The 26,197-nt window shown below is 69.2% G+C and carries 20 protein-coding genes; 15 read left to right on the top strand and 5 right to left on the bottom strand.

The features are described 5' to 3' along the window. Positions 1–59: 59 nt before the first annotated feature. The 3 genes from VFE83_RS02560 to VFE83_RS02570 all read right to left on the bottom strand — a co-directional run bounded on the left by VFE83_RS02560 (position 60) and on the right by VFE83_RS02570 (position 3,932). Positions 60–1,379: a flavohemoglobin expression-modulating QEGLA motif protein gene (locus VFE83_RS02560; protein ID WP_324903305.1), complete on the bottom strand. Its 1,320-nt coding sequence runs from the start codon at positions 1,377–1,379 to the stop codon at positions 60–62. Positions 1,380–1,452: 73 nt separating this feature from the next. Next, positions 1,453–2,487 carry a LacI family DNA-binding transcriptional regulator gene (locus tag VFE83_RS02565; RefSeq protein ID WP_324903360.1) on the bottom strand — a complete coding sequence of 345 codons (1,035 nt, stop codon included), beginning with the start codon at positions 2,485–2,487 and terminating at the stop codon, positions 1,453–1,455. Positions 2,488–2,630: 143 nt separating this feature from the next. Then, positions 2,631–3,932, bottom strand: coding sequence for a sugar MFS transporter (locus tag VFE83_RS02570; protein ID WP_324903306.1), 1,302 nt, complete (start codon positions 3,930–3,932; stop codon positions 2,631–2,633). A 364-nt stretch (positions 3,933–4,296) separates the two neighbouring features. On the opposite strand from VFE83_RS02570, the gene VFE83_RS02575 reads away from it, so the two are divergent. The 6 genes from VFE83_RS02575 (at position 4,297) to VFE83_RS02600 (ending at position 14,135) form a co-directional block, all read left to right on the top strand. After that, entirely contained in the window at positions 4,297–5,316 is a 1,020-nt protein-coding gene (locus tag VFE83_RS02575; RefSeq protein ID WP_414674674.1) for a glucokinase, read from the top strand. A 127-nt stretch (positions 5,317–5,443) separates the two neighbouring features. After that, positions 5,444–8,149, top strand: a complete 2,706-nt coding sequence (locus VFE83_RS02580; RefSeq protein WP_324903307.1) for a TonB-dependent receptor — start codon at positions 5,444–5,446, stop codon at positions 8,147–8,149. Positions 8,150–8,250: 101 nt separating this feature from the next. After that, positions 8,251–10,632 (top strand): family 20 glycosylhydrolase, encoded by a 2,382-nt coding sequence (locus VFE83_RS02585; protein ID WP_324903308.1) that lies wholly within the window; start codon positions 8,251–8,253, stop codon positions 10,630–10,632. A 174-nt stretch (positions 10,633–10,806) separates the two neighbouring features. After that, positions 10,807–11,436 (top strand): tetratricopeptide repeat protein, encoded by a 630-nt coding sequence (locus tag VFE83_RS02590; RefSeq protein WP_324903309.1) that lies wholly within the window; start codon positions 10,807–10,809, stop codon positions 11,434–11,436. 251 nt (positions 11,437–11,687) lie between these two features. Next, on the top strand, positions 11,688–13,400 hold the full coding sequence (ggt, locus tag VFE83_RS02595) for a gamma-glutamyltransferase (protein WP_324903310.1): 1,713 nt from the start codon (positions 11,688–11,690) through the stop codon (positions 13,398–13,400). Positions 13,401–13,433: 33 nt separating this feature from the next. Next, positions 13,434–14,135, top strand: a complete 702-nt coding sequence (locus VFE83_RS02600; RefSeq protein ID WP_324903311.1) for a 2OG-Fe(II) oxygenase family protein — start codon at positions 13,434–13,436, stop codon at positions 14,133–14,135. A gap of 22 nt (positions 14,136–14,157) precedes the next feature. Here VFE83_RS02600 and VFE83_RS02605 read toward each other — a convergent pair whose 3' ends face one another. Continuing rightward, on the bottom strand, positions 14,158–15,318 hold the full coding sequence (locus VFE83_RS02605) for an MBL fold metallo-hydrolase (protein ID WP_324903312.1): 1,161 nt from the start codon (positions 15,316–15,318) through the stop codon (positions 14,158–14,160). Between the two features lie 77 nt (positions 15,319–15,395). Further along, positions 15,396–16,883, bottom strand: a complete 1,488-nt coding sequence (locus VFE83_RS02610; protein WP_324903313.1) for an AAA family ATPase — start codon at positions 16,881–16,883, stop codon at positions 15,396–15,398. Positions 16,884–16,990: 107 nt separating this feature from the next. Here VFE83_RS02610 and VFE83_RS02615 point away from each other — a divergent pair, with 107 nt between their 5' ends. The 9 genes from VFE83_RS02615 (at position 16,991) to VFE83_RS02655 (ending at position 26,116) form a co-directional block, all read left to right on the top strand. Next, the gene (locus VFE83_RS02615) at positions 16,991–17,893 is read left to right on the top strand and encodes an AEC family transporter (protein WP_324903314.1); all 903 of its coding nucleotides are present in this window, start codon (positions 16,991–16,993) and stop codon (positions 17,891–17,893) included. Positions 17,894–18,016: 123 nt separating this feature from the next. Then, entirely contained in the window at positions 18,017–18,649 is a 633-nt protein-coding gene (locus tag VFE83_RS02620; protein ID WP_324903315.1) for a ParA family protein, read from the top strand. 161 nt (positions 18,650–18,810) lie between these two features. Then, positions 18,811–19,287 (top strand): histidine phosphatase family protein, encoded by a 477-nt coding sequence (locus tag VFE83_RS02625; protein WP_324903316.1) that lies wholly within the window; start codon positions 18,811–18,813, stop codon positions 19,285–19,287. Continuing rightward, positions 19,284–19,898 (top strand): YceI family protein, encoded by a 615-nt coding sequence (locus VFE83_RS02630; protein WP_324903317.1) that lies wholly within the window; start codon positions 19,284–19,286, stop codon positions 19,896–19,898. Before VFE83_RS02625 ends, VFE83_RS02630 begins: the two co-directional genes overlap by 4 nt. Continuing rightward, positions 19,895–21,982, top strand: a complete 2,088-nt coding sequence (locus VFE83_RS02635) for a phospholipase D family protein (protein ID WP_324903318.1) — start codon at positions 19,895–19,897, stop codon at positions 21,980–21,982. The genes VFE83_RS02630 and VFE83_RS02635 overlap by 4 nt, the downstream gene beginning before the upstream one ends. A gap of 349 nt (positions 21,983–22,331) precedes the next feature. Then, complete coding sequence (locus VFE83_RS02640) at positions 22,332–22,517, top strand: hypothetical protein (RefSeq protein WP_324903319.1); 186 nt, start codon at positions 22,332–22,334, stop codon at positions 22,515–22,517. A 31-nt stretch (positions 22,518–22,548) separates the two neighbouring features. Further along, on the top strand, positions 22,549–22,746 hold the full coding sequence (locus VFE83_RS02645; RefSeq protein ID WP_324903320.1) for a hypothetical protein: 198 nt from the start codon (positions 22,549–22,551) through the stop codon (positions 22,744–22,746). Positions 22,747–22,934: 188 nt separating this feature from the next. Further along, positions 22,935–23,378: a hotdog fold thioesterase gene (locus VFE83_RS02650; RefSeq protein ID WP_414674675.1), complete on the top strand. Its 444-nt coding sequence runs from the start codon at positions 22,935–22,937 to the stop codon at positions 23,376–23,378. 230 nt (positions 23,379–23,608) lie between these two features. Further along, the gene (locus VFE83_RS02655) at positions 23,609–26,116 is read left to right on the top strand and encodes a glycoside hydrolase family 3 protein (RefSeq protein WP_414674676.1); all 2,508 of its coding nucleotides are present in this window, start codon (positions 23,609–23,611) and stop codon (positions 26,114–26,116) included. The last annotated feature ends 81 nt before the right edge of the window (positions 26,117–26,197 follow it).

Below are 26,197 nucleotides of genomic sequence, written 5' to 3' on the forward strand. Positions count from 1 at the left end.
GCGCTGCGCTGACATGGGCTACCGGGATACCCGGGCCGCGTTGATCGTTGGACTTCGCGTCACCCCAGTCCCGATTCCTCGATCAGTTCGTCCTCGAACTCCACGAAGCGCTGCAGGTCCAGGCGGTCCAGGCGCAGGCGTTGCGCGGCGGTGGAGAAGGCCATCGTGGCCAGCACGCGCTGCGGATCGCGTGCCCAGGGCGGTACGTACAGCGGCGGCGCGATGAGCCCACTGTCGCGGAACGGCGCCAGCTCGATCACGTCGGCGGTGGTCAGCCGGCCCGCGAACAGCATCGGCAGCAGGTCGGCGCGGCCTTCCTGCAGCGCCTTGCGCACGAACACGTGCACCAGCATCACGCCTTCCAGGTAGGCGCCATCCTTGGTGAAGCACACGCGTCCGCGCACGTTGCCGCCGCGGAAGATGCGCGACGCGCTGCGGTAGCTTTCGACCTCGCTCTGGCCGGCATCGAGGAAGCCGTTGAAGACCTCGATGAAGTCGGCGCCGTCCAGCGCGTGCTTCACCATCACCACGCGCAGCGCGATGCGGCGCAAGCGGGCGATGTCGAGTGCGCCGGTGACGATTTCCGAGAACGTCGCCAGTCCTTCCTGCACGCGCGTCGTGCGCGGCGCGCCGATTCCCAGCGCATGCAGGTGCGGCTGGTGCATGCCGTTGAGCAGCGTCGCGGTGTGGATGAACGCCTCGTGTTCGACCAGTTGCTCCAGGTCGCGTTCGGAGAACATCGCGGTGGCGCGCAGCGAAATGCGGCGGCTGCCCGCGGTGGCCTTCGACGAGAGTTCCGGGTCCAGCACCACCTGCACGGTGTCGTGGTGGAAGAACACGCCGATGCGCTCGCGCAGGCGCCGGGCGAATTCCTCCGCGGGAATGTCCGACGGAACCTCCGGCAACAGCCGGCTGTCGATCAGCTCGTCGGTGATCGTCAGCACCTCGCGCGCGCTGTCGACGTTGGTGATGTCCTGGCTGCGGTAGCGGTAGTCCGGCCGGCCGTACAGCAGCGCCGAGCAGCGGGTGAACTCCGGCGTGCCGATGGCGCCGAGCATCTGCGCCGCGACGGCGTAGCTCCAGGCGGTCTTGTACAGCCAGCGGCCTATGGGATGCCGGCGGTCGATCTGCGCCATCAGCTCGCGCAGGCCGGCTATGGTGTCGTCCAGGTACACCGGCGGCGTGGCCGGCTGCGGCAGCTCCGGACGGCCGGCGCGCCATTGTGCGAGGAAGTGGTCTTCCAGCGAGGACGGCCAGCCGATGGCCTTGAGCACGCACACCTTGCGGCCCAGTGCGACCAGCCGGCGGTCCTGTTCGATCAGGCGCGCCAGCGCCGGATCGTTCTGCACGGGAGACGCGATCTCCGCGGTGGCGTTCATGGCCGTACCCGGTCCGCTGCGATCAGCGGAGCAAAGCAGGCGATGCGTTTCGCGGCCGTGAGGGTCGCGTGGCTCAGGTTTTGGGACGCGGCGGCGCGGTCGAGCCACGCACCACGAGTTCCGGACTGAAGCCTTCGTTGGCGACGGTCCGCTCCGGCGACTGCTCGCGGATCTCCTGCAGCAGCCGGCGCGCGGCATGGCGCGCGATCTCCTGCGTGGCCTGCTTGGCGGTGGTCAGCGCAGGCCAGCTCTGCTTGGAGAACGGGCTGTCCTCGAAGCCGGCGATGGACAGGTCGTAGGGCACGTTCATGCCGCTGGACTTGGCCGCGGCCAGCACGCCGGCGGCGATCTCGTCGTTGCTGCCGAAGATGGCGGTCGGCCGGTCCGGCAGCGCCAGCAGGCGGCGCGCGCCGCGGAAACCGTCGTCGAAGGAATAGTCGCCTTCGACCACCAGTTCCGGATCCATCGCGATGCCGTATTCGCGCAGCGCGTCCTCGTAGCCCTTGTAGCGCTCCCACGACGAACCGTGCGACTTGCCGCCCCAGAGGAAGCCGATGCGGCTGTGGCCCAGCTGGATCAGGTGCTCGGTGATGTCGTACGCGGCGTCGCGATCGTCCACGTACACGCAGGCGCTGCCGTCCTGCGGATCGGCCGCGGCCGACACGATGCGCACCAGGCGCACGCCGTGCGCGACCAGTTCGTCGACCAGCTCGTTGCGCTCGGACATCGGCGGCGCCAGCACCAGCCCGGCCAGACGCGAGTGCTGCACCAGCTCGATGAGCTCGCTTGCGAGGTTGGGCGAGGACGAATCGCACGGATGGATCTGCAGGCCGTAGCCGGTCTCGCGGCATACCGACAGCACGCCCGCCTGCACCGCGATGACGTAGTACGGATTGGGGTTGTCGTAGACCAGGCCCAGCGCGTACGGCTGCGCGCTGCGCAGGCTGCGCGCCGACGGATCGGGCTGGTAGCCCATCGCGGCGATGGCCTGCTGCACGCGTTCGCGCGTGCGCGCCTGCACGCCGGGCTCGTCGTTGATGACGCGCGAGACGGTCTTGAGCGACACCTGCGCGCGCTCGGCGACGTCCTTGATGGTGGTTCTGCGCACCGATGCCTCGCGTGGTTTCGACATGCTGCGTCGATCAGGCCGCGGCTTGCCGCGGCGAAATGCCGATTAGCCTAACCATCGCGATCATCGATGGGAATGGCGCGTCGATGGGAATGGCATGCGTGCGGCGTGCAGCGGCACGATCAGCCGTGCTGCGACGCAGCGGCGCCGTCGAGCACGTCGTGCCGCTGGCCCGCGCGGTGGCCGCGCAACGCGAAGTACAGGATGTACAGGTAGCAGGGCACCACCAGCACCAGGAACACCAGCTGGAAGTCGTAGGTCTGCTTCAGGTGCACGAACAGCTGCGGGATCACCGCGCCGCCGGCGATGCCCATGATCAGCAGCGCCGAGCCCTTCTCGGTCAGCGCGCCCAGGCCCTGGATCGCCAGCGGGAAGATCGCCGGCCACATCATTGCGTTGGCAAAGCCCAGCGCGGCGATGAAATACACCGAAACATAACCCTTGGTGAGGAACGCGCCCACCGCAAGTGCGATGCCGAGCACCGCCGACAGGCTCAGGTAGCGCTCCTGCGAGATGAAGCGCGGGATCAGCACCAGGCCCATGACGTAGCCCAGCAGCATCGCGAACAGCGTGTAGCCGGTGAACACCTTGGTCTCGTCCAGCGGCAGCCCGAAGCCCTGCCCGTAGGTGCCGATGGCATCGCCCGCCATCACTTCGACGCCCACGTACACGAAGATGCACAGCGCGCCCAGCCAGACGTGCGGGAACTGGAACAGGCTCTTCTTCGCCTGCGAACCGCGCTCGACATTGACCTCCTCGGCGCGGATTTCCGGCAGCGGCGAGAACACGATGCCCACCGCCAGCAGCGCCAGCAGGCCGGCCATGAACATGTACGGGTCGTGGATGCGCGCGGCGAACTCGTTGAGCACCTGCTCCTTCGTCGCCGGGTCCGCGCCGGCCACACGCGTGGCGACGTCGCCCATGCCGTGCATCACCAGCGTGCCGATCACGAACGGCGCCGCCCAGCCGGCCAGCTTGTTGCAGATGCCCATCACGGCGATGCGCTGCGCCGCGCCTTCGATGGGGCCCAGGATGCTGATGTAGGGATTGGACGCCGTCTGCAGGATCGCCAGGCCCGCGCCGATCACGAAGATGCCCGCCACCGCGCCGCCGTACACGCGTGCGGTCGTGTACTGGCCGAACACCACCGCGCCGACCGCCATCAGGAACAGGCCCAGTGCCATGCCCTTCTTCATGCCGGTCTTCTTGAGGATCGCGGAGGAGGGCAGGGCGAGGAAGAAGTACGAGATGTAGAACGCGCTGGGAATCAGGAACGCCAGGCTCTCGCTGACGTTGAAGGCCAGCTGCGCGAACGCGATCAGCGGGCCGTTGAGCCAGGTGACGAAGCCGAAGATGAAGAACAGCGCGCCGATGATGGCGATGGAGCCGTAGTGGCTGCGCGGGCCCGCAGTGGTCGTGGACATGCGTCGATTCCCCTCCCAAGGAATGCATTAGGACGTCGGCCTTGACCTGCACGACATCGGTTGGCGCAACGTTGTCACAAGATCGCGCAAGGCGCCACCAGGCGGCCGGAAAGCCCGCCAGGCCCGCCATGTATGCGTTTTCATGCTGCTGCGCCGCAGCAATTCTTCCCGTTCGTCGGCCGTGACACCGGTGTTTCTGACAATTTTGTAACTTCCGGTTGACAACGTTGTCAGCGGCGCGCCAATCTCGGCCGCGTCGGTGGGGAGCCGGCGGAAGCGGAGGAAACATGCGGTGGGAAACGAAGCTGGCACCAGGTCCGTCATGCCCGTTCGCGAGCGCGCAGCCCATGCGCGGCGACCGCGGGTGAGCGCGGTGCCCCCGCTGCTGCAGCCCGAGCCGTGCTTCATCGCGGCCGACGTCGGCGGCACCCATACGCGGGTTGGCTTGGTGCGTGCCGGCGGTGCCGGCGAATCGGCCGTGGTCGTGCTGGCCCACCGCAAGTACGTCTGCGCCGACTACCCCAGCCTCGCCGCCATCCTGTCGGACTTCATCGCCGGCAATGCCGCCTGCGCCGGCATCGACCGCGTGGCCATCGCCAGCGCGGGCGTCGTGCTGGACGACGTGGTCATCAACGCCAACCTGCCCTGGCGCATCTCGTTGTCGGGACTGCGCAGCGAACTGCGCCTGAGCGAGCTGCACTACATCAACGATTTCCAGGCCGCCGCGCATGCCGCGCAGTGCATGGACCCCGCAGACTCGCTGCTGCTGACGCCGGGCGTCAGCGCGGCCGGCCGCGGACCGGTGCTGGTGGTCGGTCCGGGTACGGGCCTGGGCGCGGCGGTGCGCATTCCGCATCGCGGCGGCACCGTCGTGCTGCCGACCGAAGCCGGGCACACCGCGTTCGCGCCGGGCACCGCGCGCGAGATCGCCATCCTCGAGTGGGTGCGCGAGCGCGGCCTTTCGCACGTGCCGACCGAACGCTTCGTCTCCGGCCCGGGCCTGGTGAACCTGTACGACGCGATCTGCGCACTCGACGGAGTGGAACCGTCGTTGCGGGCGCCGGCCGCGATCACCGAAGCCGCGCGTCACGGCGATGCGTCCGCGCGCGAAGCGGTGCTGACCTTCTGCGCCCTGCTGGGCAGCGTGATCGGCGATCTGGTCATCGTCAGCAGCGCCAAGGCGGTGTTCATCGCCGGCGGCATCCTGCCGCGCCTGAAGGATTTCCTGCCGCACAGCCAGTTCCATGCGCGCCTGCTGGACAAGGGCGTGATGCACGCCGCGCTGGAACGCGTGCCGGTGCGGCTGATCGAGAACGAACGGCTGGGCGTGATCGGCGCCGCCAGCTGGTACCTGGAGCACGCGCTGCAGGAGCAGGGCGCATGAGCGCCACCACGCATTCGAGAACGGAACTGCGCCCGTGCGAGCGGGCATGGCTCAGGAAACTGGCTCCGTAACGCCGACGCAGAAACGGCAGAGCGGAGTCGCACATCAACCCGTGGGAGGGAGAGCAATGAAACTTCGCAAGAGCATGCTATCGGCCAGTATCGTCGCGGCGCTTGGTTTCACCGGCGTGACGATGGCGCAGGAAACCGCACCGGTCGCGCAGTCCGCGGCGGCATCGCAGGACGCCACCGACCTGGACGCCGTCATCGTGACCGGCATCCGCGGTGCGCAGGAAAAGTCGCTGGACACCAAGCGCAATGCGCAGTCACACATCGAAGTGGTGACCGCCGAAGACGTGGGCAAGCTGCCCGCGCACAACGTCGCCGACACCCTGCAGCGCCTGCCCGGCGTGAGCATCAGCTCCTCCAGCGCCAATGAAGGCGGCTTCGACGAGAACGATCGCGTCAGCCTGCGCGGCACCAGCCCCAGCCTCACGCAGACCCTGGTCAACGGCCACACCATCGGCAGCGCCGACTGGTTCATCCTCAGCCAGACCGAAACCGTCGGCCGCAGCGTCAGCTACTCGCTGCTGCCGTCGGAGATCGTCAGCCAGGCGATCGTCAACAAGACCTCGCAGGCGAAGTTCGTCGAGGGCGGTGCCGCCGGCTCGGTGAACGTGATCACCCGCAAGCCGCTGGACTTCGCCAACCAGATCTCGGCCGAAGGCTCTATCGGCGCGGTCTACTCCGATCTGCCCAGCAGCACCAAGCCGCAGGTCAGCGGCCTGTTCAACTACAAGAACGACGCCAATACCTTCGGCTTCATGGCGCAGGCGTTCTACCAGGAGCGCGAGCTGCGTCGTGACGGCCAGGAGATCGTGGGCGGCTTCTCGACGATCTCGGCCACCGACCCGGTCGCCGCGACCAACCCCGACCTGATCGGCGTCATGTACCCCAGCCTGCCGGGCTCTGCGTACTTCACCCAGACCCGCGAGCGCATGGGCGGCCTGATCGAACTGCAGGCCAAGCCCACCGACGATCTGACGCTGGGCCTGAGCGCGTTCTATTCCGACATGGACGCGAAGAACTACAACCGCAACTACATGCTGTGGACCGGCAACTTCGTGCCGCGCGTGGCGCCCAACCCCGGCTACGTGATCGAGAACGGCACGCTGGTGAAGGCGGACTACACCGGTGCGGTCGACGCCACGGGTGCACCGATCGCCAACGGCATCTACGACATGATCTCGCGTCCGGAATCGGCCGCGAAGACCGGCTACGTCACCTTCGATGCGGACTGGAACATCAACGAAAGCTTCGCGCTCAAGACCCAGGTGGGCTACACGCGCGGCCAGGGCGAGACGCCGACGCAGAACATCGCCGAAGTCGTGACCGGCTCCAGCGGTGGCGGCTGGGAAGTGCGCGGAACGGACAACACTGTCAACTGGTACCTCAACAACCCGTCTGGCCCGACCACCAACGGCTTCGGTACCTGGGGCATCCAGTACTACGACGTCATCGACCGCGAGTCGTGGATGACGGCCGACGCGACCTGGTTCGGCAACGGCGGCGCGCTGTCGTCGCTGGACTTCGGCGTGCGTTATGCCGACCACACGCGTGAGGTGAACAGTCCGTTCGGTTCCGACCCGGGCGACATCGCCGGTGCGCTGGCCGGTGCGCCCACGGGCACCTACCCGGGCGATTTCGGCTCCGGCCTCGGCGGCTCGTTCCCGGGTCCGGGCGTGTGGTACTTCACGCAGAGCGCGCTGGAGCAGGCGGTCAAGAACAACTCCACCGTCCGCAAGGACGGCGCGCGCCACAACTACGGCAGCGAGTTCAACATCAACGAGGAGAACGCCGCGGCTTACGTGCAGGCGAACTTCGCGGGCGACAAGTGGAGTGGCAACGCGGGCCTGCGTTACGTCAACATCAGCCAGGACATCCAGTTCTACCGCGGCCTGGGCAACGATGCGACGATCACGCCGGACGTGAGCAGCCTGTTCGGCAACTTCCTGACCGTGCGCCAGAACAACAAGCACGATCGCGTGCTGCCGAGCGTCAACTTCCGCTACGACTTCGCCGACGATCTGATCCTGCGCCTGGCCGCGTCGCAGACGATGACGCTTCCCGACTACTCGGCACTCGCCGGCGCCGTGTCGCTGTCCAACCTGACCCACACCGGCACGTCGGGCAATGCGGACCTCGATCCGATCATCTCGACGAACTTCGACGCCTCGCTGGAGTGGTACTTCACCGAGCGCGGCCTGCTGGCGGCCAGCCTGTTCTCGATGGACCTGGACAACTACGTCCGCTACGGCACGGAAACCCGCGCCCTGGTGAACGACCAGAACGGCCAGGTGGAGAACTACGAGATCACCATGCCGATCAACAGCGACGGCAAGGTGCGCGGCGTAGAGCTGACGTACGAACAGCCGATCGGCGACTACTTCGGCATCTCGGCCAACTACACCTACGCCGACGGCGAAGCGGACGTGGAGCCGGGCAGCGACGCCACCGACGCCCTGGTCGGCACGTCGAAGGACACGTGGAACCTCTCGGCCTTCTTCGAGAACGACCGTTTCAACGCCCGCGTGGCGTACACGTACCGTTCGTCCTTCTACCACGGCATGCTGCGCGCCAACGAGTACTTCCAGGACGACTTCGGCACGCTGTCGGCCTCGTTCGGTTGGAAGGCGACGGACTGGATGTCGATCACCCTGGACGCACTCAACCTCAACGACCCGACGCTCAGCTACTACGTGGCCGACGGTCATCCGCAGGCGTTCTACAACAACGGCCGCCAGTACTATCTGAACTTCCGCTTCAAGTACTGATGCGCCGTGCGGTAAAGGCGTAGTGCGACACAGCGGGCCCGGTCATGCCGGGCCCGCTTGCTTACGGCGCCGCGATGGCGCGGCGAAACGATGAGGGAACGATGGGAACGACGAAACGGCAACTCGTACTGGGCGCCATGGCGTGCGTCCTTGCAGTGACGATGGCCGGCTGCCAGCGGGACTCCGCTCCGGCCGCCGCGGCGAATGCGCCGGACGTGCCGGAGAAGGCGACCGCACCTGCCGCCAGCGAGGCGGCGACCACGCCGGTGATCCCGCGGCCGGCGAAGGTGGAGGCGCGCGAAGGGCGCTTCGTGCTCGGTCCGCAATCGCGCATCGCGGTGCCAGCCGGTCATGCCGAGGCGCTGCGCATCGCCAACGATTTCGCCGCGCGCGTGCAGAAGGCGCGCGGTTTCACGCCGCAGGTCGGCGAGGCCGCCGATGGTGCGGCCGTAGTTTTCGCGATCGATCCGAACATCAAGCCCGCAGGCGACGAGGCCTACGTGCTGGACATCACGCCGCAGGGCGCAAAGATCAGCGCCCGCGCACCGGCCGGCCTGTTCTACGGCGCGATCACGCTGTGGCAGCTGGCCACCGCCGATGTCGCGCAGGGCGAAGCAGGCATCGCCGCGCAACGCATCGAGGACGCGCCGCGCTTCGCCTGGCGTGGCCTGATGCTCGACGTCGCCCGCCACTTCCGCACGCCCGACGAGGTGAAGGAAGTGCTGGATCAGATGGCGCTGCACAAGCTCAACACCTTCCACTGGCATCTCACCGACGATCAGGGCTGGCGCATCCAGATCGACAAATACCCCAGGCTCACGCAGGTTGGCGGTTGCCGCATTCCGGCCGGTGCGGCCGGGCGCGATGCGAAGGGCAAGCCGAAGCCGTACTGCGGCTTCTATACGAAGGACGAAATCCGCGACGTGGTGAAGTACGCCGCGCAGCGCAACATCACCGTGGTGCCGGAGATCGACCTGCCCGGCCACGCGCAGGCCGCGATCGCCGCCTACCCGCAGCTCGGCGTCACCGGCAAGGCGCCGCCGGTTTCGCCCGACTGGGGCATCCACAGCTGGCTGTTCAATGTCGACGACGGCACGTTCAAGTTTCTTGAGGACGTGCTGGATGAAGTGATGCCGCTGTTCCCGGGGCGTTACTTCCACCTCGGCGGCGACGAGGCGGTGAAGGACCAGTGGGGACAGTCGCCGGCCGTGCAGGCGAAGAAGAACGAGCTGGGCCTGAAGGACGAGATGCAGCTGCAGAGCTGGTTCATGGGCCGGCTGGGCGACTACCTCGAGAAGCACGGCAAGCGCCTGCTGGGCTGGGACGAGATCCTGGAAGGCGGCCCGCCGGCCGACGCGACCGTGATGTCCTGGCGCGGCACCGATGGCGCGATCGAAGCCGCGCGCGCCGGGCATGACGTGGTGCTGTCGCCGTCGCCGGCGCTGTACCTCAACCATGTGCAGAGCGATGCGCCCGACGAAACGCCGGGCCGCGCGGACGTGATCTCGCTCAAGAGCGTGTACGAGTTCAAGGTCGTGCCGGTGCAGCTCAATGCGGAGCAGGCGAAGCACGTGCTCGGCGCGCAGGGCAACCTGTGGACCGAACACCACCGCACGCAGCAGCGCGTGGAGCGCGCGCTGTTCCCGCGCGGCGCGGCGCTGGCCGAAGTGACCTGGACGCCGGAAGACCGCCTGGACTGGAACGACTTCCTGCAGCGCCTGGCCTTCCAGATGCCGCGTTACCGGCTGACCGGTTTCGATGCTGCGGACAGCGCTTTCGCGGTGCGCTTCACACCGCAGCCGAAGGCCGACGGCAAGGCCTCGCTGGCGTTGTCGAACCAGACTGGCTTCGGCGCGATCCACTACACCGTCGACGGCAGCGAACCGACGGCGCAATCGCCGGCGTACACGCATCCGCTGGACCTGCCGCTGCCGACGACCGTGAAGGCCACCGCCTTCGCCGACGGCCGCGCGATGGCGGCCACGCGCACCTTCGCGCTCGACACGCACAGCGTGCGTGCGCGCGACAGCAACGCGCTGCGTGCGTGCAAGGGCGACCTGCTGCTGCGGATGGAGGACGACGCACCGGCGCAACCGGGTGGCGAGCGCCAGCTGCTCAAGGCCGACGTGTTCGACCCGTGCTGGATCTACGACGACGCGCAACTGGACGGCATCGCCACGCTGCAGGTCCGGGTGGGCCAGCTGCCGCACAACTTCCAGCTGCACAAGGACGCGAAGCTGGTCGTGACCCGCCCGGCCAAGGTCGAGGGCGGCGCGCTGGAAGTGCGCCTGGGCAGCTGCGAAGGCGAGCCGCTGGTGACCCTGCCGCTGGCCCCGGCCCGCAAGTCCGACGGACTGACCACGCTGAGCGCGCCGCTGCCGACGCAGGCGGGCAACCACGACCTGTGCTTCGTTTTCGCCTCGGGCGGTTACAACCCGATGTGGGTCATCGACGAAGTGGCCCTGCTGCCCAGGGCCCCGTGAGGGGCGCCGCGCCGTTCCGGACCGCGGGGAGGCGGTCCGGAGCGGGGCGGATCTTGCCGGTGCTGCCCTTCGGTTTGGCCCGGGCCTGCCGATAGTCCGGAATGCGACCCCGCCCCGCGACAGCGGGCATTTGCGGGTTAGGATTGGTGCGTTGCACCAGGGGGATCCAGACACATGTTCACGCGCAGCCTTCTTGCGACGGCGTTGCTCGCCGTCACCGGTGTCGTTTCGGCGCAGTCCATGCCGAAGCCGGCCGAGTTCTATTTCGACGAAGACGCCAACACGCAGCGCCCGGTGCAGGCCGTGCGCGAAACCGGCGAAGCGGCCATGGCCAAGCTCGCCAAGGTCGTGGAGCGCAATCCGCGCGCCAAGGGCGAAGCCGCGCAGCTGGCGCACATGGCGATGGAAGCCGGGCGTCCGGAACTGGGCCGCCAACTCTACGGCCGCGCACTGGCCGCCATCGACCGCAGCGATGCGCTGTGGCGTTCGGTGGTGTGGAACTACGGCTGGGACCTGTACCGCGCAGGCGATAGCGAAGGTGCGTACACCCAGTGGCGCACGCTGATGGAATCGCGCGCCGTCACGGCCTCCTGGATGCCGCCGACCATGGCGCTGGCGCTGTGGTCGCTGGACCGCAAGGACGAAGCCGTGCAGTGGTACGCGGCGGCCGTTCGCACCGAACCGCAGCTGTGGAACACCAGCGCCAACTTCGCCCGCCTGCTGCCGGGCTGGACCGACAGCGAGCGCGCCACCCTGGCCGAAGTCCAGGCCGCCTGGGCGCAGAACCCGCCGACCTGGCCGTAATCGGCCGGCGCTAGACCCGATCGCAGGCGGTGGGCGATGCCCGCCGCTCCTGCTTCAATCACATTGATCCGGGCCGCCTGCAGGCGTGACCCCCGGACTGTTCATTTGCGCGCGGCGCCAGCCGTCCGAGCCGTCTGATGCCTTGCCCGCCAGTCGGCAAGCAGGGTCATCCATTCGATGCCCATGTCCGCACGTACCCGCGCCCGGCCGCCGCGCTAGGATGCGGTTCTTTCACGCGCCCGCCATCCACCATGCGTCTGCTGTTCACCGCCGTCCTGCTCAGCCTGCCCCTCACCGCCATGTGCGCCGACCGCATCACCGGCAAGCCGTTCGCCACGCGTAGCGAGGTCTACGCTCCGCACGCCATCGCCGCCACCTCGCATCCGCTGGCGACGCAGATCGCGCTGGACGTGATGAAGTCCGGCGGCAGCGCGGTCGATGCGGCCATCGCCGCCAACGCGGCCCTCGGCCTGATGGAACCCACGGGCAACGGCATCGGCGGCGACCTGTTCGCCATCGTGTGGGATCCGAAGACGAAGAAGCTCTACGGCTACAACGGCTCGGGCCGCTCGCCGAAATCGCTCACGCTGGCCGAGTTCCAGCGCCGCGGCTTGAAGGACGTGCCGGCGCACGGCCCGCTGCCGGTGACAGTGCCGGGCACGGTCGATGCGTGGTTCGCGCTGCACGGCCGTTTCGGCCGCAAGCCCATCGCCGACGACCTGGCGCCGGCCATCCGCTACGCGCGCGAAGGGCATCCGGTGCACGAGGTCATCGCCTATTACTGGGGCCGCAGCGTGCCGACGCTGTCGAAGTGGCCGGGCTTCGCCGAGCAGTTCACCGTAGACGGTGCCGACGGCAAGCGCCGCGCCCCGCGCACCGGCGAGATGTGGAAAAACCCGAACCTCGCCAGCACCCTGCAGAAGATCGCCGACGGGGGCCGCGACGCGTTCTACAAGGGCGACATCGCGCGCACCATCGACGCGTACTTCAAGGCCAACGGCGGCTTCCTCAGCTACGAGGACATGGCCGCGCACACCGGCGAGTGGGTGGAGCCGGTGAGCACCAACTATCGCGGCATCGACGTGTGGGAGTTGCCGCCGAACGGGCAGGGCATCGCCGCGCTGCAGATCCTCAACCTGCTCGAACCCTACGACCTCAAATCCTACGGCTTCGGCAGCCCGGAACACGTGCATCTGTTCACCGAGGCCAAGAAGCTGGCCTTCGCCGATCGCGCGGCTTCGTACGCCGATCCGGATTTCTACAAAACCCCGACTGCCAAACTGATCTCCAAGCCCTATGCGCGCGAACGCGGCAAACTGATCTCGATGGACAAGGCCGCCAATGCGGTCGAGCCCGGCGTCATTCCGCAGCTCAACGAAGGCGACACCATCTACCTGACCGTCGCCGATGCGGACGGAATGATGGTTTCGCTGATCCAGTCCAACTACCGCGGCATGGGCAGCGGCATGGCGCCTCCGGGCCTGGGCTTCATCTTCCAGGATCGCGGCGAGCAGTTCGTGCTGAAGGAAGGTCACCCCAATTCCTTCGCGCCGGGCAAGCGCCCGTTCCACACGATCATTCCCGCCTTCGCCACGAAGGACGGAAAGCCGTGGCTGAGCTTCGGCGTGATGGGCGGCGCGATGCAGCCGCAGGGCCACGCGCAGATCATCCTGAACCTGGTCGATTTCGGCATGAACCTGCAGGAAGCCGGCGACGCGCCGCGCATCCAGCACGACGGCAGCACCGATCCCGCCGGCCAGGCCACTGCGATGGCCGACGGCGGCGAACTCGACCTGGAAAGCGGCTTCCCGTACGAGACCGTGCGCGCGCTGATGCGCAAGGGCCACTCGGTGCGCTTCGCCGATGGTCCCTACGGCGGCTACCAGGCCATCATGGTCAATCCGAACGGCGGCTACATCGGCGCCAGCGAATCGCGCAAGGATGGCCAGGCCGCGGGCTACTGACCGGCGCGTGGCAGGCGATCGGGACAGGCGCACATGATCAACAACGCGCTGGACATCGACACCTGGCGCGCGCACCTGCAGCGCGAAGGCCGGGTGCAGGTCGAGCAGTACCTGCAGCCGCCCGCCGCCGACCGGTTGCATCACTGCCTGCGCAACGAGGTGCCGTGGACGCTCGCCCTGCGCGACGGCGCGGGCGCGCGCACGATCGACCACGCCGAATACGCGGCCATGGACGAGGCGACGTACGCGCGCCTCCTGGCCGAGACCTCGGCCGGCGCCGATGCGCAGTTCCGCTTCGCCTACGACAGCTACATGATGGTCACCGCGTACCAGCAGCAGCGCGATCCGGGCCTGCTGCTGCACAGCGTGCTGGAGTTCCTCAACTCGCCCGAGTACATCGCCTTCGTGCGCGCGTTGACGGGCGATGCGCGCATCCGGCGCGTCAACGCACAGGCGACGCGCTACCGGCCGGGCCAGTTCCTTCGCTACCACACGGACGAGGAAAGCAGCGAAGGCCGGCTGTACGCCTACGTGCTCAACCTCACCCGCGAATGGCACGCCGACTGGGGCGGGCTGCTGCAGTTCATCGCGGCCGACGGCCGCGTCACCGACACCTTCCTGCCGCGCTGGAACACGCTGTCGCTGTTCGCCGTGCCCGCGGGCCACGCGGTGTCGCTGGTCGCGCCGTGGGCGCGCCAGGATCGCCTGTCGATCACCGGCTGGCTGCTCGGCTGAGCCGAAGCAACCGCGTCACGCATCAGCCCTCGCCCTGCTCGATCGGCTGGCCCGTCGCTTCGCGATAGGCCGCATCGGTGAAGGGCTGCGTCCAGTAGCGGTCGAACCAGCGCGTCAGCCAGGCGTCCTCGCCGACGAAGCGTTTGCGGTCGGCGGACAGGTCGATGTCCTTCTTCGCCTGGTCCACGCCCACCTTGCGCGCGGCCAGCGGCGCGACCGCGTCGCGCGTGTGTGAGATCAGCGCGATCACGCGATCGGCGTACCCATCGTCGCGCATCGCCGGACCGTGCCCGGGAATCCAGACCGCGGGCTGCAACGCCTTCACCGACTGCAGCGAGCGCAGCCAGTCCGCGGGATACGCGTTGAAGCCGAACGGAATCGGCGCGACCAGCAGATCGCCCGTCGCGATCACGCGCTGCTTCGGCAGCCACGCGACCAGGTCGCCGTCGGTGTTCGCGCGGCCGGGATGACGCAGTTCGACCGGGCGCCGCGGATCGTCCAGCAGCAGGCGTTCGCCGAACGTGCGCGTCGGCAGCACCAGGTACAGATCACGCGTGTCGAGGCGGTACTGGTTGAGCAGGCGCTGCGAGGCCTCGAACCCGCGACGATCCGCGACGGACAGGTCCGGCCTGGCGAGCGTGTCGCGCAGGAAGGTGTCGAGCCCTTCCAGCCGCTGGTCGAACGCGGCCTGCTGCGTAGCATCCGGCACGCCCTTCGGGTACGCCTTCATCGAGCGTCCGCGCAGATGCGAGGCGGTGGTGTCGGTGGCGATCACCTCCACCTGCGGCCACGCCTGTGCGATGGCCGACAGGCCGAGCGCGTGGTCGCCATGCCAGTGCGTGATCGCCACCGCCTTCACCGGCTTGTCGCTGACTGAGCGCACCAGCTCGACGATGCGCCGACCCGCGCCGGGCGAGCCGCCGGCGTCGACGAGCACCAGGCCGTCCTCCTGTTCGACCACCACCACGTTGCCGATCGGCTGGATGTGGAACGGCTGCGGCTGCGCGATCAGCCACACGCCGTCGGCGACGCGCTCGATGCGCTGGAAGTAGCCGTCCTGCGCGGTGGGAAGTGCCTGCGCGTTCGCAGCGGCAGGAACGCCGGGCCCGGCCGCGAACGACGGCGACGGGCAGGCCAGTGCGGCAGCCAGTGCGATGACCGTCAGGCGATGGAAGCGGTGCATGGCGGCGTGTCCGTGGGCATCGCCGCCATCCTCTCGCCGGCCACGCCCGATCGCGCGGCCCGGAGGTCATGCGGACTTCAGTCGGCCGGCACCGTGCGGCCCCGCGCCCACTCGCGCAGGCCCTGCACCTGCTCGGCCATCAGCACCGACAGCGGACGCGTCTGCTTCAGCTCGGCGCGCAGGGTGAAGTCGCCCAGCGGTGCCTTCGCCGCATGCGCGGCATACAACGCGGCAACGATGGCCTGTTCGATCTCCGCGCCCGAGAATCCCTCGCTCGCCGCGACCAGACCGGCGACGTCGAACGACGCCGGATCCAGCCCGCGCTTGCGCAGATGCAGCGCGAACAGCTGCTCGCGTGCGGCGGGGCCGGGCAGGTCGACGAAGAAGATCTCGTCGAACCGGCCCTTGCGCAGCAGCTCCGGCGGCAGCGCTTCGATCTGGTTGGCGGTGGCGACCAGGAACACGCGCGAGCGGCGTTCGGCCATCCACGTCAGCAGGTAGCCCAGCACGCGCCGCGACACGCCGCCATCGCTGTCGCCGCCGTCGCCCGCCAGGCCCTTCTCGATCTCGTCGATCCACAGCACGCACGGTTCCAGCTGCTCGGCCGACGACAGCGCGGCGCGCAGGTTTTTCTCGGTCTCGCCATGAAACTTGTCGTACAGCGTGCCGAAGTCCAGCCGCACCAGCGGCACGCCGAACCCGGCCGCGACGGCCTTGGCCAGCATCGACTTGCCGCAGCCCTGCACGCCCAGCAGCAGCACGCCCTTCGGCGGATCCAGCCCCGGTGGCGCGTCGCCGCTGACGAACACGCCACGGCGCTGCTCAATCCAGCGCTTGAAGCGCGACGCGCCGGCCACGTCGTCCATGCGCGCGCTGTCGTATTCGTAATGAAGGTGGCCGCTGCGGTTGAGCAGTTCGAACTTCAGCCTGGCCAACTGCGGCAGGTCGTCCGGGCCCAGCGCACCGTCGGCGAAGATCAGCTGGCGCGCGATGCGGCGCGCGTCGATGGGATCGAGCCCGCGCAGGTTGCGCACGATCTGCTGCACCGCTTCGCCGTCCACCTCGACGCGGCGGCCACCGTGCTCACGTGCGTAGTTCTCGGCTTCCTCGCGCACCAGCTTGAGCAGTGCGTTGGCATCCGGCAGGCGCGGCGCGTAACGCACGGCCAGCGAGTCGAGTTCAGGCGGCAGCTCGACCTTGTGGCCCACCAGCACCAGCACGTGCGGCTGGCAGTCGCGGCGCTGCACGATGTCGCGCAACTGCCGTTGCGTACCGGCATAGCCCAGGTACGGGTGGAAATCGAGCAGCACGTAGATGCCGCGCTGGTCGGCGTTGCGGATGGCCTGCAGCGTGTTGGACGCGTCCGGCGCGATCTCGGCCGGATCCTCCTTGTCCAGGTCGATGCGGCGCAGCCCCTCGGTGATGGACCAGCGGTGCAGCGCGCGCCATACGTGCATCAGCGCCTGGCGGAACAGCTCGACCACACGCCCCTCGTCGCGCGTCTCGATGACGATGAGCGGGGTGTTGGCGCGGATCAGCGCGGTCAGGTCCTGCAGTTCGGTCATCGAGGCGGCGCGTCCGTGGCGGAGCCGGGATCATAGCGGGCACGGACGAGGCTTGAGCGACGCCGCGCGAGCCGCGACGATGTCGGTGATACCGCAACGGAATTCCCATGGCCTTCGACGCCTTCGCGCTCGTGCTGGCGATGCTGGCGCTGGGCTACCTGTTCCAGCGCCTGCGCGTGCTGCCCGGCGACGCCGCGCAGACCCTCAACCTGGTCGTCCTGTACGTATGCCTGCCCGCGGCGGTGCTGCGCTACGTGCCGCGGCTGCACTTGGAGCCGGCACTGCTGGGCGTGGTCGCCGTGCCGTGGCTGCTGCTGGGCGCGACGGTCTTGGTCGTCGGCCTGCTGTCGCGCTGGCTGCGCTTCCGTCGCGACGAGCACGCGGTGCTGCTGCTCACCGTCGCGCTGGGCAACACCAGCTTCCTCGGGTATCCGCTCACGCGCGCGCTGGTCGGCGAGCACGCGTTGCCGTACGCGGTGGTGTACGACCAGTTCGGCACCTTCCTGATCCTGTCCACGTTCGGCCTGTGGGTGCTGGCCCGCTATGGCGGTGAGCACTCGCCCTCGATACGCGACATGGTGCTGCGCGTGGCCAAGTTTCCGCCGCTGTGGGCGCTGGTCGCCGGCTTCACGGTGATGCCGGCGCAACCGCCCGCCTGGCTCGACAACGGACTGCAGCGACTGGCCGACGCGCTGCTACCGCTCGCCATGCTGACCATCGGCCTGTCGGTGCGCCTGGCCCTGCCGCGGGACGAACTCAAGCCGCTGCTGACGGGACTGGCGCTGAAGCTGGCCGTGATGCCCGCGCTGGCCCTGCTGCTGGTGCCGTTGCTGGGCCTGCACGGCGAGATGGCCCGCACCACCGTCCTCGAAGCCGCGATGCCGCCCATGGTCACCGCCGGCGCGCTGGCCATCGCGCACGGGCTGGCGCCACGGCTGGCGGCGGCGATGGTCGGCTATGGCCTGCTGCTGTCGCTGCTGACCTTGCCGCTCTGGGCGCGCCTGGGATGAGCACGCGGCCGTGGACGGCGGCCCGGACCGGTTGACCGCAGTCGGACACCCACCGTGACCAACCTGCCATCCGCATCGACCGGGCCCGGTGTACGCTGCGGCTTCCATCCAGAGGGAGTCCGCATGAAGACCGTGCTGGTGGCCAGTTCCAAGGGCGGGGTGGGCAAGACCACCATCGCCACGCACCTTGCCGCACAGTCGGCGCTCGAAGGCCTGCGCACCGCGCTGGTCGACGCCGATCCGCAGGAATCGTCCACCCGCTGGGCCCAGCGGCGTGCCTCGCTCGACAGTGCGGTGCTGCCGCTGGACGGCACGCGCCGCAAGGCGTGGCGCAAGCAGCTGCCCGACGACACTCAGCGTCTGGTGATCGATGCACCGGCCGGCGCCATGGCCGACCACCTGGACGCGTTCCTCGAGGACGCCGATGCCGTGGTGGTGCCGGTGCAGCCTTCCGCGCTGGACATCGAGGCGACGGTGCCCTTCCTCGACTCCCTGGCCAGGCACCCGCGCGTGCGCAAGGGCCAGCTGCGCGTCGGGCTGGTGGGCAACAAGCTCAAGCCGTGGACCAACGCGTCCCAGCAGGCGCTGGAACTGCTCTCGGCCTGGCCGTACCCGGTGGTGGCGCAGCTGCGCGACAGCCAGGCTTACGTGGTGATGACCGGACTGGGGAAGAGCCTGTTCGACTACCACTCCGAGCAGATCCGCGGCCACCAGCAGGACTGGCACCCGCTGCTGAAGTGGTTGAAGAAGGCCTGAGGCGGCGTCCGCGTCGGCAAGGCAGGGATGATCCGGGCGCCATCGCGGCGCCGTGACGGCGCAGGTCCGATGCTCGGCCGCGCCGTCGGGCAGGGACTGCAAGCCTGTGCGCGCTCCGAGTCGGGGATAATTGCCGGCCAGAACTTCGAGGTACGACGCGAATGCGCGAACTGATCCTGCTGCGCCACGCCCATGCGGAACCGGCCAACCATGGCCTGGCCGACCTGGACCGCCCCCTGTCCGCGCAGGGCCTGGCGGAGGCGGAGGCAGCAGGACGGTGGCTGGCCGAGCACCGGCTGGTGCCCGACTGCGTGCTGTGCTCCCCGTCGCGCCGCACGCGCGAGACGCTGGAGGCCGTGCTGGCCGCCATCGGCTACGTCGACCAGCGCATCGAGCCGTCCATCTACGAGGCCACCCCCGGCACGCTGATCGCCCTGGCCGACGTCCATGCCGAGGCGCAGCGCCTGATGGTGGTCGGCCACAACCCCGGTCTGGAACGCCTGGCCGCGCTGCTGCACAGCGGCCAGTCGGGGGACTACCGCGGCATGCCGCCGGGAGGGATCGCGGTACTGAGCGTGCCCGTCGACGCCGCCCTGGAACCCGGCGTCGCCCAGCTCAGCGCCTTCTGGTGGCCGTGACTCCAGCCGTACGTCGCTTCGCCCCGCTGTTGCTGAGCTGCACGCTGTCCGTCTGGCCGGCGACGGCGCAGCAGACTGCTCCCGTGGTTCCGCCCGAAGTGCCGGTGGCGACCTCGCATCCGTTCGACGCGCAGCACAGCGCGTTCGGCTTCGAGCTGCGCACGCGCTGGGGCCAGCGCGTGGCCGGCGTGTTTCCGCGATACGAAGGCGAGGTCGTGCGCCTGGCCGACGGCCGCCATCGCGTGCGCATCGTGCTGCACACCGACAGCGTGGTGGTGGAGGATTCGCGACGCTACACCGAGATCGCGCGCGGCCCGGACTTCTTCGACGCCGGCCGCTATCCATTCATCGAATTCGCCTCCGATCCGCATCCGTACGACCTGGTGCGCACCGGCGGGCGCATGCGCGGCCGGCTGACCATCCACGGCGTCAGCCGCGTGGAGACGTTCCATATCGCGCCCGCCACCTGCGAGCGCCCCGGCTACGACTGCGACGTCGTCGCCAGCGGCAGCGTAAGCCGCGAGGACTACAACCTGAGCGGCTGGCGCTTCGCCCTGCTCGACCGCGTGCGCTTCAGCCTGCGCGTGCGCCTGCAGCCGGAGGCGCCGTGAACCACGCCGGCCGCCTGTGCGTCGCCGCGCTCGCTTTGCTGCTGGGCGCCTGCGCCTCGCTCTCCAATGCGCAGCGCGACCGCGCCACCTCGATTGTCGTGCAGGCGCGCGACACCCGGCTCACCTGCGACCGCGCCGACGCCTGCGCGCAGCCGTCGCCGCTGCGCGCGCTGGCGGGCCGCGCGTTCGCCGAGTCCACGCCCGAGGCGCCACGCCATTACGCGCTGATCCTGGATCGCGGCCCCGATGCATTGCTCGCGCGCATCAACCTGATCCGCAGCGCCACCACCGCCATCGACCTGCAGACCTACATCTTCGACGAGGACGATGCCGGCCGGCTGGTGCTCGACGAGCTGCTGGCCGCCGCGCGTCGCGGCGTGCGCGTGCGCGTGCTCATCGACCAGCTCTCCGCGCTCAAGCACGTCGACACGCTGGCGGCCCTGGCCGGCGCGCACGCCAGGTTCGAGCTGAAGCTGTACAGCCCGGTGCTGGGTCGCGCGCAGACCACCTATCCGCAGTACGCACTCGCAGCGGCGTGCTGCTGGCGCAAGCTCAACCAGCGCATGCACACCAAGCTGCTGCTGGTCGACGGCGCCGTCGGCATCACCGGCGGCCGCAACTACCAGGACGACTATTACGACTGGGACGACGAGTACAACTTCCGCGATCGCGACCTGCTGGTCGCCGGTCCCGTCGCGCGCGTCATGGCGAGCGACTTCGCGCTGTTCTGGGACGACCGCCGCAGCGTGCCGGTCGAACGGCTCAACGACGTCGGCGGGCGCCTGCTGGCCGACGGCGTGCCCACGCTGCCCGCCGCGGTGTACGAGCGCCCGGAGCGCGCCCGGGCCATGCAGCGCGACGCGGCGGACAGCGAACTGGTGGCGCAACGGCTGGCCGCACACGCGCTGCCGGTAGGCGAGGTGCGCTACATCTCGGACACGCCGGAGAAACACCACTCCGACGATGCCGACACGCAGGCCGTCGCATCGGGCTCGCTGCGCGAGCTGATCGAGTCCGCGCAGGACGAGGTGATCCTGCAGACACCGTACCTGGTGCTGTCGGATGCGGCGCAGGAGATGTTCCGTCAGCTGCACCAGCGGCCGCGCGAGCAGCGGCCGACCATCATCGTCTCGACCAACAGCCTGGCGGCGACGGACGCGTTCATCGCCTACGCGCTGTCGTACAAGTACAAGCGCCGCTACCTGCGCGAGTTCGGCTTCAACATCTTCGAGTACAAGCCGTTCCCGCTGGATGCGCCGATCGACGTGGCCACCACCGGCGCGATCCCGCTGGAACCGGACACGGACGAGGACTCCGATTCGGATCCGGGTTCGATCTCGCCCACGCGCGCATTGACCGGCGAGAGTGGCGGCGGCGCGGGTAGCGGCACCCGGAAGCCATCGAACACCGCATCGGACAGCACGCAGGCGCAGCCGTCGCCCGAGGAAGTCGCCGCGCGCCGCGAAGAAGTCCGCCGCGAACTGCGCGACCGTTACGACCGGCGCAGCAGCGTGGAGCGTGAGCAATACCGGCGCGCGCTGTCGCGTGAGTACTCGGCGCTTCGCTACAGCACGCGCGGTGCCAACCGGCCGGTGCCGCTGGAACGCGCCGGCGTGCGCATCGGCCTGCACGCCAAGTCGATGGTCATCGACGAACGCATCGGCGTGGTCGGCACGCACAACTTCGATCCGCGCGGCGACCACTACAACACCGAGAGCGCGGTGGTGATCGAGGATCCCGCGTTCGCGCAGGCGCTGGCGCAGAGCATCCGTCGCGACATGGCGCCGGCCAATTCGTGGGTGATCGCGCGGCGCGACAAGCCGCCCGTGTTCTCGGGCCTCAACTACTCGCTGGGCAAGGCGTTCGAGGCACTGCCGATCCTCGATTTCTGGCCAATGCGCTACGCGACCAGCTACGAATACGTGCCCGGGCCCGAATGCCCCGCGCCCATGCTGCCCAGCGAGCCCGGCTTCCGTGCCTGCTACCGGCCGGTCGGCGACTTCCCCGAAGTCTCGGTGGGCCTGAAGGGCATCACGACGCGCATCTTCACCGCCTTCGGTGCGGGCCTGGCGCCAATCCTCTAGGCCGTTCCCGGGCCCATCACGGCAGGAATTTCGCGCACTTTCGCGCAGTGGCCGGTTCGGCCCCCGTCCGCGCTGGCGGGTTCAGGTCGATGAACATGACCCTCGTCACCGTTGCCGACGACCCAGCCGGCGGCCGCGAGCGCCCGTGGCGGGTCCTGCGCCCGGGCCCCTGCCATCAGTCATGGCAACGATCCGGCCGAAATCCTTATCCATATCAGCAAGTTCCGGCTGCGGCCGACCCCAATCCAGATAGGTCTTCGGTGGGGTGACTTCTGGCCCATAGCGGAATCGATCTGGTGTTGTACTCTACCAACACACCAAGTCACTCCCCCACGACAAGGACACCGCCATGAACGCTCTGAACGCCTCCGCCCTGAATCCCAAGTCCAACGCCGCCCGCGCCCTCCTGGCCGGCCCGGCCCGCCCGCAGCCCCGCGAGCGCGACTTCGGCGTCGGTTACGGCAACAGCTCCGGCTACGCCAGCAACCGCCGCTACACCACCGAGTGGGCGCCCCCGCGCTTCCGCTTCGCCTGACCCACCGCAGGACACCACGCAGGACCTCGCCATGAACGCCATCCTCTCCAACCCGACCGCCACGACCGCCCCGACCCACGCTGCCCCGCGCGCGAACGTCGTCCCGCTGGCACCGCGTCACGTGCACCGCGAACGCGACTTCGGCATCGGCTACGGCAACAGCAGCGGCTACGCCTCCAGCCGCCACTACGCCAAGGACTGGATGCAGCCACGCTTCCGTTGCGCCTGATCCGCCGCGCATGAGCGCAGCACACAAACGGCGCATGGCCCATGACGCCATGCGCCAGGTCTCCCGGTTTCCCCCTGGCCCGCCGCCGGTACGCCGACTCTCTCCGTAAGCGTGATACCGGCCCGCGGGCCTTCTTTTTTTCCCTGCCGCTGTTCGCCGCTCCCACCCCCGTGGGCTATCGTGCGGCGATGAACGACTCCCCCGACGCCCCGCGCTCGCCCTTCCGCGGCACGCCCAGCGTGGACGCACTCAACGCACTGTCGTGCGGCACCGCCATGGAGCCGCTGGGCATCGTCTTCACCCAGATCGGCCCGGATTACGTGCGCGGCACCATGCCCGTGGACGAACGCACCAGGCAGCCTTACGGCCTGCTGCACGGCGGCGCCTCGGTGCTGCTGGCCGAGACGCTGGGCAGCAGCGCCGGCAACCTGTGCGTGGGTGACGACGAGGTCTGCGTGGGCATCGAGATCAACGCCAACCACCTGCGCGCGGCCCGCGAAGGCACCGTCACCGGGACCGCGCGCCCGATCCACGTCGGTCGCAGCACCCAGGTCTGGGACATCCGCATCGAGGACGAACGCGGCCGCCTGGTCTGCGTCTCGCGCCTGACCCTTGCGGTGGTGAAGCGCTGACCTGCCGCGCCCGGCGGCCTGCGATTCGGCAGCCGGCCCAGCACGATTGTTAGCGCTCGCATCTGCGCGGCTGCTGGCGTAGCTTGTGCCTCGGCCGCCCTGCCGGGCGTCCCGCGCACCGGCCAGGCCGGCCGCGCGCCAACACGGACGGACTTCGGGAGGGCGGACGCTTGCGTACGACGGGAAGGACGAAGACGGCACGACGCAGCGCGCTGGCATGCGCGCTCGCGATGGCGACATGGACGATGGCGGCGGTGGGCAGCGATCCCGCGCCGACGATTCCCGGCTCCGGCGACATCCATCCCGAGCGATGGCCGCAGGTACCCCGCGCCATTCCGCTGGACCGCGCGACCGAGCGCAGGATCGACCGCCTGCTGGCGAAGATGACGCTGGAGGAGAAGGTCGGGCAGATCGTCCAGGGCGACATCGCCAGCCTGACGCCGGAGGACGTGCGCCAGTACCGGCTTGGCTCGATCCTCGCCGGCGGCAACTCCGACCCGGGCGGCAAGTACAACGCGACCCCGGCCGAATGGCTGGCCCTGGCCGACGCGATGTACGCCGCATCGATGGACACCAGCGGTGGCGGCAAGGCAATCCCGGTGCTGTTCGGCATCGACGCCGTGCACGGCCAGAGCAACATCGTCGGCGCGACCATCTTTCCGCACAACGTCGGCCTGGGGGCGGCGCGTAATCCGGACCTGATCCGCGAGATCGGCCGCGTCACCGCGCTGGAGACGCGTGCCACCGGCATGGAGTGGACGTTCGCGCCCACCGTGGCGGTGCCGCAGGACGACCGCTGGGGCCGCAGCTACGAAGGTTATTCCGAGCAGCCGCAGCTGGTGGCGCAGTACGCCGCGGCGATGGTCGAGGGCCTGCAGGGGACGCCGGGCAAGCATGGCTTCCTCGACGCGCGCCACGTGGTCTCGTCGGTCAAGCATTACCTCGGCGACGGCGGCACCACCGACGGCGTCGACCAGGGCGACACGCAGACGTCCGAAGACGTGCTGCGCGACGTGCACGGCGCGGGCTATCCGCCGTCGATCGCCGCCGGCGCGCAGGCGGTGATGACATCCTTCAGCAGCTACAACGGCGTGAAGCTGGCGGGCCACAAGCCGCTGGTCACGGATGTGCTGAAGGGCCGCATGAATTTCGACGGCTTCGTCGTCACCGACTGGAACGCGCACGGCCAGGTGGCCGGCTGTACCAACGAGCGCTGCCCGGCCACGATCGACGCCGGCATCGACATGCTGATGGCGCCCGACACCTGGAAGCCGATGTACGAGAGCACGCTGGCCGCCGCGCGCAGTGGCGAGCTGCCGATGGCGCGCCTGGACGACGCGGTGCGGCGCATATTGCGAGTGAAGTACCGGCTGGGCCTGTTCGACGCAGGTGCGCCGTCCAGGCGCGAACTCGGCGGCAAGTTCGAACTGCTCGGCGCGCCCGAACACCGCGCGCTCGCACGGCAGGCGGTGCGCGAATCGCTGGTGCTGCTGAAGAACCAGGATGGGCTGCTGCCGCTCAAGCCGGGCGCGCGCGTACTGGTCGCTGGCGATGGTGCCAACGACGTGGGCAAGCAGAGCGGCGGCTGGACGCTCAACTGGCAGGGCGTGGGCACGACGCGCGCCGACTTCCCCAATGCCGAGTCGATCTGGGAAGGCCTCGACAAGGCGGTGCGCGAGGGTGGCGGGCAGGCCGAACTGTCGGTCGAGGGCCGCTACACGCAGCGCCCGGACGTGGCCATCGTGGTGTTCGGCGAGGATCCGTACGCGGAGTTCCTTGGCGATCTGCCGACGCTGATGTACAAGCCGGGCGACGACACCGACCTGGCGCTGATCCGCCGCCTCAAGGCCGAGGGCATCCCGGTGGTGGCGGTGTTCCTGAGCGGCCGCCCGCTGTGGGTGAACCGCGAGATCAACGCGGCCGACGCGTTCGTCGCGGCCTGGCTGCCGGGCAGCGAGGGCGGCGGCATCGCAGATGTCCTGATCGGCGATGCGCAGGGCAAGGCGCGCCACGACTTCAAAGGCAAGCTCAGCTTCTCGTGGCCCCGTCGAGCCGACCAGTACGCCAACAACGTCGGGCAGGCCGGCTACTCGCCGCAGTTCCCGTTCGGTTACGGCCTGACCTACGCCGATGCCGGCAACCTCGCCGCGCTGCCGGAAGAAGCCGGCGTGTCGCTGTCGCAGGCGCGACCCGGCGTGTACTACGCACGCGGCGCGGTGACACCCGGCTTCCGCCTGCAACTGCGCGATGCGAAGGGCGCGAGCGACGTCACGGCGCTGCCCGCGCGTTCGCCGGAACGACGGCTCGAAGTCCGCGCCATCGACCACAAGGCGCAGGAGGACGCACGCCGCTACACGTGGACCGGTCCGGCCGCGGTGTCGATCCTCGCCGCGCAGCCGCAGGACCTCACGCGCCAGTCCAACGGCGACGTGCAGCTGGCCCTCACGCTGCGCGTGGACGCGGCGCCGCAGGGCGAAGTGCGTATGCGCCTGGCGTGCGGCGACAACTGCACCGCCGCGGTGCCGCTGCGCGAGACGCTGACCGCACTCGCACCGGGGCAATGGACCACCGTCGGCGTGCCGCTCAAGTGCTTCGCCGTCGCTGGCGCGGACCTGTCGAAGCTGGACACGGTGTGGTCGCTGGAAGCCGATGCGCCTGCGCAGCTGTCGGTCTCGCGTGTCGCGCTGGTGTCGCAGGGCCAGGCCGAACGTACGGTGGCGTGCAGGACGATGAAGTGACCTGCGCCGTGCGGCGCACGCGCCGTATCTGAACCCGACGCCGCGCGGATCGACGCGCGGCGTTCCATTCGCGTCATCGCA

The sequence above is a fragment of the Lysobacter sp. genome (assembly GCF_035655815.1).
Taxonomy (GTDB): domain Bacteria; phylum Pseudomonadota; class Gammaproteobacteria; order Xanthomonadales; family Xanthomonadaceae; genus Lysobacter_J.

Excerpts from the sequence above, each read along its gene's own strand:
- VFE83_RS02560 (WP_324903305.1), bottom strand. The coding sequence starts at position 1,379 with ATGAACGCCACCGCGGAGATCGCGTCTCCCGTGCAGAACGATCCGGCG.
- VFE83_RS02570 (WP_324903306.1), bottom strand. The coding sequence starts at position 3,932 with ATGTCCACGACCACTGCGGGCCCGCGCAGCCACTACGGCTCCATCGCC.
- VFE83_RS02580 (WP_324903307.1), top strand. The coding sequence starts at position 5,444 with ATGAAACTTCGCAAGAGCATGCTATCGGCCAGTATCGTCGCGGCGCTT.
- VFE83_RS02585 (WP_324903308.1), top strand. The coding sequence starts at position 8,251 with ATGGGAACGACGAAACGGCAACTCGTACTGGGCGCCATGGCGTGCGTC.
- VFE83_RS02590 (WP_324903309.1), top strand. The coding sequence starts at position 10,807 with ATGTTCACGCGCAGCCTTCTTGCGACGGCGTTGCTCGCCGTCACCGGT.
- ggt (WP_324903310.1), top strand. The coding sequence starts at position 11,688 with ATGCGTCTGCTGTTCACCGCCGTCCTGCTCAGCCTGCCCCTCACCGCC.
- VFE83_RS02600 (WP_324903311.1), top strand. The coding sequence starts at position 13,434 with ATGATCAACAACGCGCTGGACATCGACACCTGGCGCGCGCACCTGCAG.
- VFE83_RS02605 (WP_324903312.1), bottom strand. The coding sequence starts at position 15,318 with ATGCACCGCTTCCATCGCCTGACGGTCATCGCACTGGCTGCCGCACTG.
- VFE83_RS02610 (WP_324903313.1), bottom strand. The coding sequence starts at position 16,883 with ATGACCGAACTGCAGGACCTGACCGCGCTGATCCGCGCCAACACCCCG.
- VFE83_RS02615 (WP_324903314.1), top strand. The coding sequence starts at position 16,991 with ATGGCCTTCGACGCCTTCGCGCTCGTGCTGGCGATGCTGGCGCTGGGC.
- VFE83_RS02620 (WP_324903315.1), top strand. The coding sequence starts at position 18,017 with ATGAAGACCGTGCTGGTGGCCAGTTCCAAGGGCGGGGTGGGCAAGACC.
- VFE83_RS02625 (WP_324903316.1), top strand. The coding sequence starts at position 18,811 with ATGCGCGAACTGATCCTGCTGCGCCACGCCCATGCGGAACCGGCCAAC.
- VFE83_RS02640 (WP_324903319.1), top strand. The coding sequence starts at position 22,332 with ATGAACGCTCTGAACGCCTCCGCCCTGAATCCCAAGTCCAACGCCGCC.
- VFE83_RS02645 (WP_324903320.1), top strand. The coding sequence starts at position 22,549 with ATGAACGCCATCCTCTCCAACCCGACCGCCACGACCGCCCCGACCCAC.
- VFE83_RS02650 (WP_414674675.1), top strand. The coding sequence starts at position 22,935 with ATGAACGACTCCCCCGACGCCCCGCGCTCGCCCTTCCGCGGCACGCCC.
- VFE83_RS02655 (WP_414674676.1), top strand. The coding sequence starts at position 23,609 with ATGGCGACATGGACGATGGCGGCGGTGGGCAGCGATCCCGCGCCGACG.